Consider the following 3,156-nt stretch of genomic DNA (forward strand, 5'->3'; position numbering starts at 1 on the left):
GGCCCTGCGCGAGCGGCTGGGCAGCACGCTGCTGCGCGCTGGTCGCGCCGCGGAGGCCCACCGCCACCTGCACGAGGCCGCCGAGGCCGAGACCGACGTCCGCCGTCGCGCCGACCTCCAGGCCCTCGCCGTCCAGGCCACGACCGCCACGGCCGGCGCCGAGGCAGCCGTGGCCGAGCTCGTCACCGTCCTCGAGTCCTGGCCGCCGCTGGCGGAGGAGCCGGCCCGGATGCGGCTGGAGGCGGCGCTCGGCGTCACCCGCCAGTTCGTGCCGTCGCAGCGCCGCCAGTCGGTCGAGCACCTGCGCCAGTTCGAGGGGCTCACGGGCGAGACCGCCGACGAGCGCACCCTGCTCGCCCTCCTCGCGCAGCGCGGCCGGCACCAGAACGAGCCCCAGGCCCGCGTGGCCGACTACGCCCGTCGAGCCCTGGGCGACGGCGCGCTCTTCGACGACGCGGCCCGTGGCGAGAGCCTGGTGCCCTGGACGCTCGGGATGATGGCCGCCATCGCGGCCGACGTCGTCACCGAGACCCGGCGCGAGGTCGAGCGGGCCCGCACCCGCATCGTGCGCGGCGGCTCGCCCGTCGACTACGCGATGGCCGCCAACGCCGCCCAGGTCCTGGCCTGGCGGGTCGGCGACGTGACCGCCACCGAGACCGAGTGCGAGGCGGTGCTCGCCGCCGTCGCCCACGAGCCGGTCACCCCCGAGGTGCTCTCGCTGCGGGTCACCGCCGTCCACTTCGCCTGCTACGTCGCGATGGAGCACCGCGACCTCGCGGCCGCCAAGGCGGCCCTCGCCGAGCTCGACGCCGGCACCGAGGGTGTCCGGGTCATCCCGCTCATCTGGCTCCACGAGATCCGGGCCCGGGTCAGCCTCGCCGAGGACGACCCCCACGGCGCGCTCCAGCACCTCGCGACCCTCCAGCGCGAGATCGAGCAGGCCGGCGTCGACCCCGCCGGCCTCGCCTGGCGGCTCCCGGCCGCCATCGCCCACTCCCGGCTCGGCCGCGACGACGAGGCCCGCGCCCTCCTCGCCACCCAGGTCGACAACGCGCGAGCCTGGGGCTCCCCCACCGAGATCGGCTCGGCCCTGCGGGTGGCCGCGCGGTTCGACCCCGACCCCGAGGCCCGCGCCGCGCAGCTGGCCGAGGCGGTCGTGGTCCTCGCCGGCGCGCACGACCGGCTCGAGCACGCCAAGGCGCTGGCCGACCAGGCCGAGTCGTGGCGCACGCAGGGTCGTCGTACCGACTCCCGCGAGCTGCTCACCGAGGCCGCCGACCTCGCCCACGCCTGCGGTGCCGCGGCACTGGAGCGCCGCATCGCCGGGGCGCTCCAGGCCCTCGGCGACCGCCCCCGGCGTACGACGGCACCCGGCCCGGAGTCGCTCACGGCCAGCGAGCGCCGGGTCGCCACCCTCGCCGTGATCGGCCGCAGCAACCGCGACATCGCCCAGGAGCTGTTCGTGTCGCCCAAGACGGTCGAGAACCACCTCGGCCGCGTCTACACCAAGCTCGGCATCGGCAGCCGCCGCGAGCTAGCAGGCGCGCTCGGCTGACGCGGGCGGACGGGCCGTCCCGTCCAGCGACTTATGTCACAGCCGACGGGGTGAACGCGCGTCCTACCACGGTCGTAGAGTGAGTTCTCGTGGCAACAACGACCCGCCCGGCCCTCGTCAAGGGCTCCAGCTCCAGGCGCTCCACGATCGCGCTGAAGATGTTGATGGCCGTCAGCGGCTTCCTCTTCATCGCCTTCGTGCTCGTGCACATGTACGGCAACCTCAAGGCGTTCTCGGGGCAGGAGACGTTCAACGAGTACGCCGAGCACCTGCGCGAGTTCGGCGAGCCGATCCTGCCGCACGAGGGGTTCCTCTGGATCTCGCGCGTCGGGCTGCTGGCCGCGCTGGTCGTGCACGTCACGGCCGCCGTGCTGCTCGCCCGCCGGGCCGGCAAGGCCCGCACCGTCAAGTACGTCGTGAAGAAGAACAAGCACTCCAGCTTCTCGTCGCACACGATGCGCTGGGGCGGCGCCACGCTGCTGCTCTTCATCATCTGGCACCTGCTCAACTTCAGCTTCGGCAAGATCAACGTCAAGACCGGCGAGACCGGCAGCGCGGCCGGCGACCCCTACACGTTGATGGTCCAGAGCTTCGAGGTCTGGTGGCTGACCGCCATCTACCTGCTCTCGATGGCCGCGCTCGCCCTGCACCTCCACCACGGCACGTGGAGTGCCGCCCAGACGCTCGGCCTCACCAACAACGCCAAGGCCCGGCGCAACGCCAAGGCGATCGGCACGGTCCTCGCGGTGGTCATCGCCGGCGGGTTCTCGCTGGTGCCGATCTTCGTGCTCGCCGGCGTCATCGACCTCTGAGGGACAGGGACCACTCATGACGGACATGCCTGACACCACCAACACCTTCGACGCCTCGCACACCAGCCACCTGGCCGACGAGGAGTACGACGACGCCGCCGGCTACTACGTCGACGGCGACCCGGTCCGCGACACCAAGGCGCCCGGCGGCCCGCTCGAGGAGCGCTGGAACACCCGCCAGTTCGAGGCCCGGATCGCCAACCCGGCCAACCGCCGCCGCCTGTCGGTCATCGTCGTCGGCACCGGCCTGGCCGGCGCCTCGGCCGCCGCCACCCTCGGCGAGGCCGGCTACGTCGTGAAGTCGTTCTGCTACCAGGACTCCCCGCGCCGTGCCCACTCGATCGCGGCCCAGGGCGGCATCAACGCGGCCAAGAACTACAAGGGAGACGGCGACTCCGTCTACCGCCTCTTCTACGACACGATCAAGGGCGGCGACTACCGCTCGCGCGAGTCCAACGTCTACCGCCTCGCCCAGGTCAGCACCAGCATCATCGACCAGTGCGTCGCCCAGGGCGTCCCGTTCGCCCGTGAGTACGGCGGCCTGCTCGACAACCGGTCCTTCGGCGGCGTCCAGGTGTCCCGCACGTTCTACGCCCGCGGCCAGACCGGCCAGCAGCTGCTCATCGGTGCCTACCAGGCCCTCGAGCGCCAGGTCGCCGCCGGCACGGTCAAGTGCTACACCCGCCACGAGATGGTCGAGCTGATCGTCGTTGACAACCGCGCGCGCGGGATCATCGTGCGCGACATGGTCACCGGCGAGATCGAGACCTACTTCGCCGACGTCGTCGT

The 3,156-nt window shown here is 72.7% G+C and carries 3 protein-coding genes; all 3 read left to right on the forward strand.

Features of this window, described 5'->3' with window-relative positions:
- On the forward strand, positions 1-1,555 hold a 1,555-nt coding region (locus tag Q7T52_RS00185; protein WP_304798271.1), incomplete at its 5' end, for a helix-turn-helix transcriptional regulator.
- 89 nt (positions 1,556-1,644) lie between these two features.
- Positions 1,645-2,367, forward strand: coding sequence for a succinate dehydrogenase cytochrome b subunit (locus tag Q7T52_RS00190; protein ID WP_304798274.1), 723 nt, complete (start codon positions 1,645-1,647; stop codon positions 2,365-2,367).
- A 25-nt stretch (positions 2,368-2,392) separates the two neighbouring features.
- Positions 2,393-3,156, forward strand: a 764-nt coding sequence (locus Q7T52_RS00195; protein WP_304798276.1) for an FAD-binding protein, incomplete at its 3' end; no start/stop codon positions are given.

This window comes from Nocardioides sp., from assembly GCF_030655615.1.
In the GTDB taxonomy this organism is placed as follows: Bacteria; Actinomycetota; Actinomycetes; order Propionibacteriales; family Nocardioidaceae; genus Nocardioides.